Annotated in this window: 2 protein-coding genes; both read right to left on the bottom strand. The window is 71.5% G+C overall.

The features are described 5' to 3' along the window. On the bottom strand, positions 1-701 hold a 701-nt coding region (locus ABZ822_RS32510), incomplete at its 3' end, for a beta-ketoacyl synthase N-terminal-like domain-containing protein (protein WP_360862066.1). A gap of 60 nt (positions 702-761) precedes the next feature. Next, a partial coding sequence (locus ABZ822_RS32505) for an SDR family NAD(P)-dependent oxidoreductase (protein WP_360862064.1) occupies positions 762-3,219 on the bottom strand: 2,458 nt, incomplete at its 5' end.

Here is a 3,219-nt window from a genome sequence, read left to right as displayed (position 1 = left end):
GTCACACCACCGGCCAACGCCACATCACACTCACCGCTACGCAACGCCTGCACCGCCAGATGCAACGCCACCAACGACGACGAACACGCCGTGTCCACCGTCACCGCAGGACCTTCGAGGCCCAGCAGGTACGAGACGCGACCGGAGACCACGGAGGTGGAGTTGCCGGTCAGCAGGTGGCCGCGTACGTCGTCGGGGATCTCGCGCAGCCCGGATCCGTAGTCCTGGTTGCTGCACCCGACGAAGACGCCGGCGCGACCGCCCCGTGCCGACTCCGGGTCGATTCCGGCGTGCTCGAACGCCTCCCACGACGCCTCCAGCAGGAGCCGCTGCTGCGGGTCCATGGCCAGTGCTTCGCGCGGCGAGATCCCGAAGAACCCCGCGTCGAAGTCGCCCGCGTCGTGGACGAACCCGCCCTCGCGGGCGTAACTGCCGTCCAGGCGGCGGGAGTCCGGGTCGAAGAGCGCCTCGGTGTCCCACCCTCGGTCCGTGGGCCATTCGGAGATCGCGTCCGCGCCGTCCGCCAAGAGCTGCCAGTAGTCCTCGGGCGACCGCACCCCGCCGGGAAACCGGCAGCTCATCCCGACGATCGCGATGGGCTCGTCCCCTTGGGACTCCAGCTCCTGGAGCCGCCGACGCGTCTCGGCCAGGTCGGCGGTGACCCACTTGAGGTAGTCCCGGAGCTTGTCTTCATTCGCCATTGGAATGTGACCCATACGTTGTAGCGGTAGGAACGATGCAGCCTGCAGCGAAGCGGGCGCTCAGGACCGGCCGAGCTCCTGGTTGATGAAGTCGAAGATCTCGTCGTCGGAGGCCGCCTCCAGTTGCTGGGAGACGGCGGCCTTGGAATCGCCCTCGGCCTGATCACCCAGCTCGGCCAGCATGCTGCGCAGGCGGGCCTTCGCGAGAGACCTGGCGCCGTTATCTGGGGAAAGCCTTGAAATCGTCGAGGCCAACCGGTCCAGCTCAGTGACCAGGGCGGTCTCCGCGCCGGCGTCCCCCTCGCCGAACAGTTCGTCGTCGAGGAACACGGCGAGGTGCCGGGGCGTGGGGTGGTCGAAGACGAGGGTGCTGGGCAGCTTGAGGCCGGTCTCGGCGGTGAGCCGGTTGCGCAGCTCGACGGCCGTGAGGGAGTCGACGCCGAGTTCCCGGAAGGCGTGGCCCGACCCCACGACGCCGATGTCGCCGTGCCCCAGCACCTCGGCCGCACGCCTGCGCACCAGGTCGAGCAGCGCCTGCCGTCGCTCGTCGGCGGCCTGCCCTCCGAGCCTCTGCCGCAGCTCGGACCCCCGCTCGGCGTCCTGTTCCTCGGACGATCCCGTGGTGGTGAGGGCGGTGCGTGCTTCGGGAAGGTCGGCCAGCAGCGCGCTGGGACGGACACTGGTGTACGCGGGGGCGAACCGCTCCCAGTCGACATCGGCCACGACCTGCACCGCGTCCCCGCCGGGTACGACCCGGGCCAGCGCGCCGACCGCCCGGCCCGCCTCCAACGCCACCAGACCACGCCGCCGCAACGCCTCCGCGGCCACCGCACCGGCGGCCATACCACCCTCCGCCCACGGACCCCAGGCCACCGACGTCCCCGTCAGCCCACGCCCACGACGCGCCACCACCAGAGCGTCCAGGAACGCATTGGCCGCCGCATAGCCCGCCTGGCCCCCACTGCCCCACACACCAGCAATGGACGAAAACGTCACAAATGCATCAACCGGGCGCTCCCTCAGGACCGCATCCAGATGCGCAGCCCCCAGCACCTTCGCCGCCCAGACCGCCTCCAGATCCTCCGACGACACCTCACCCAGCGGCACATTCACCACAGCACCCGCCGCATGCACCACCGCATCCACCGGATACTCCGCCAGCAGACCCTCCACCGCCGCACGATCAGCCACATCACAGGCGACCACCGCGACGTCGACGCCCAGCTGTGCGAGCTCGTCCCGCAACTCCGCAGCCCCGGGCGCCACCGGACCACGGCGGCTGACCAGCACGAGTCGGCCGGCGCCCTCGGCGGCCGCCCAGCGGGCCACATGAGCGCCCAACGCACCCGTACCACCCGTGATCAACACCGTCCCCCGAGGACGCCAACCCGCGACGTCCTCATCGACGGCGGGGACGCGCTCCAGCCGACGGCCGAACACACCCGAAGCCCGCACCGCCACCTGATCCTCATCACCGACCCCGGCGAGGACAGCAGCCAGGGCACGGCCGGCATCGCCTTCCAGGTCGGCAGGGAGGTCGATCAGGCCGCCCCACCGACCCGGTGCCTCAAGAGCGGCCACGCGGCCCAGGCCCCACACGGCTCCTTGCACGGCGTCGACCGGACCGTCCGAACGACCCACCGCCACCGCACCCCGCGTCACCACCCACAAGGGAGCCGCCACACCGGCATCACCCAGCGCCTGCACCAACCCCACCGACCCCGACACAACCCACGGCAGCCCGCTCTCGCCGGAACCCCCCGACAACGCCAGCAGCGACACCACACCCGCGACCGGACCGACACCCTCCAGACGCGCTGCAAGTTCCGTACGCTCAGCGCGCGGGTCGCATGTCCACCACTCGACCTCGGCGCCGCCCGCCGTCAGAGCCTCCCCGACGGAACGCGACCAGCTGTCGTCCCGGAACCCCTCGGGTACGAGGGCGAGCCAGCGGCCCGACAGCGTCGCATCCCGCGGGACGCGAGGCACCGGGGCCCAGTGCACGCGGTAGCGCAGGTGGTCCACGGCGGCCTGTTCCACGCTCTGCCGCCGCCAGGAGGTCAGAGCGGGCAGAACAGCTCCGACGACCTCCTCGTCGAGATCCAGCGTCCCGGCAAGCCCCTCCAGATCCTCGCGGTCCACCGCCTCCCAGAAACGGGCGTCGATCTCGCCACCCGTACCGCTCAGGGTCGGCTGGGCCGCGGCAGTCGGCCAGAACCGCTGGTGCTGGAAGGCGTAGGTGGGCAGCTCGGTGGTCCCGGCCACGCCGTCGCCGAACATCAGGGACCAGTCGACGTCGCCACCGGACACGCATAGGCCGGCGAGCGCGGAGAGCACGGACCTCGCCTCCGGCCGGTCCTTGCGCAACACCGGGACGAACACGGGCGGGTCGGCGTCGAGTCCGCGCTCGCCGCCCAGGCTCGCCTGGGCGAGGGCGGTCAGGGTGCCGTCGGGGCCGAGTTCGAGGAACCGGCGGACGCCCTGGCCGTCCATGCTGCGTACGGCATCGGCGAAGCGC

This window comes from Streptomyces sp. NPDC047108 (assembly GCF_040643575.1).
In the GTDB taxonomy this organism is placed as follows: domain Bacteria; phylum Actinomycetota; class Actinomycetes; order Streptomycetales; family Streptomycetaceae; genus Streptomyces.
The sequence above is the reverse complement of the archived record's forward strand: the minus strand, read 5'-3'. Positions and strand labels throughout refer to the sequence as shown.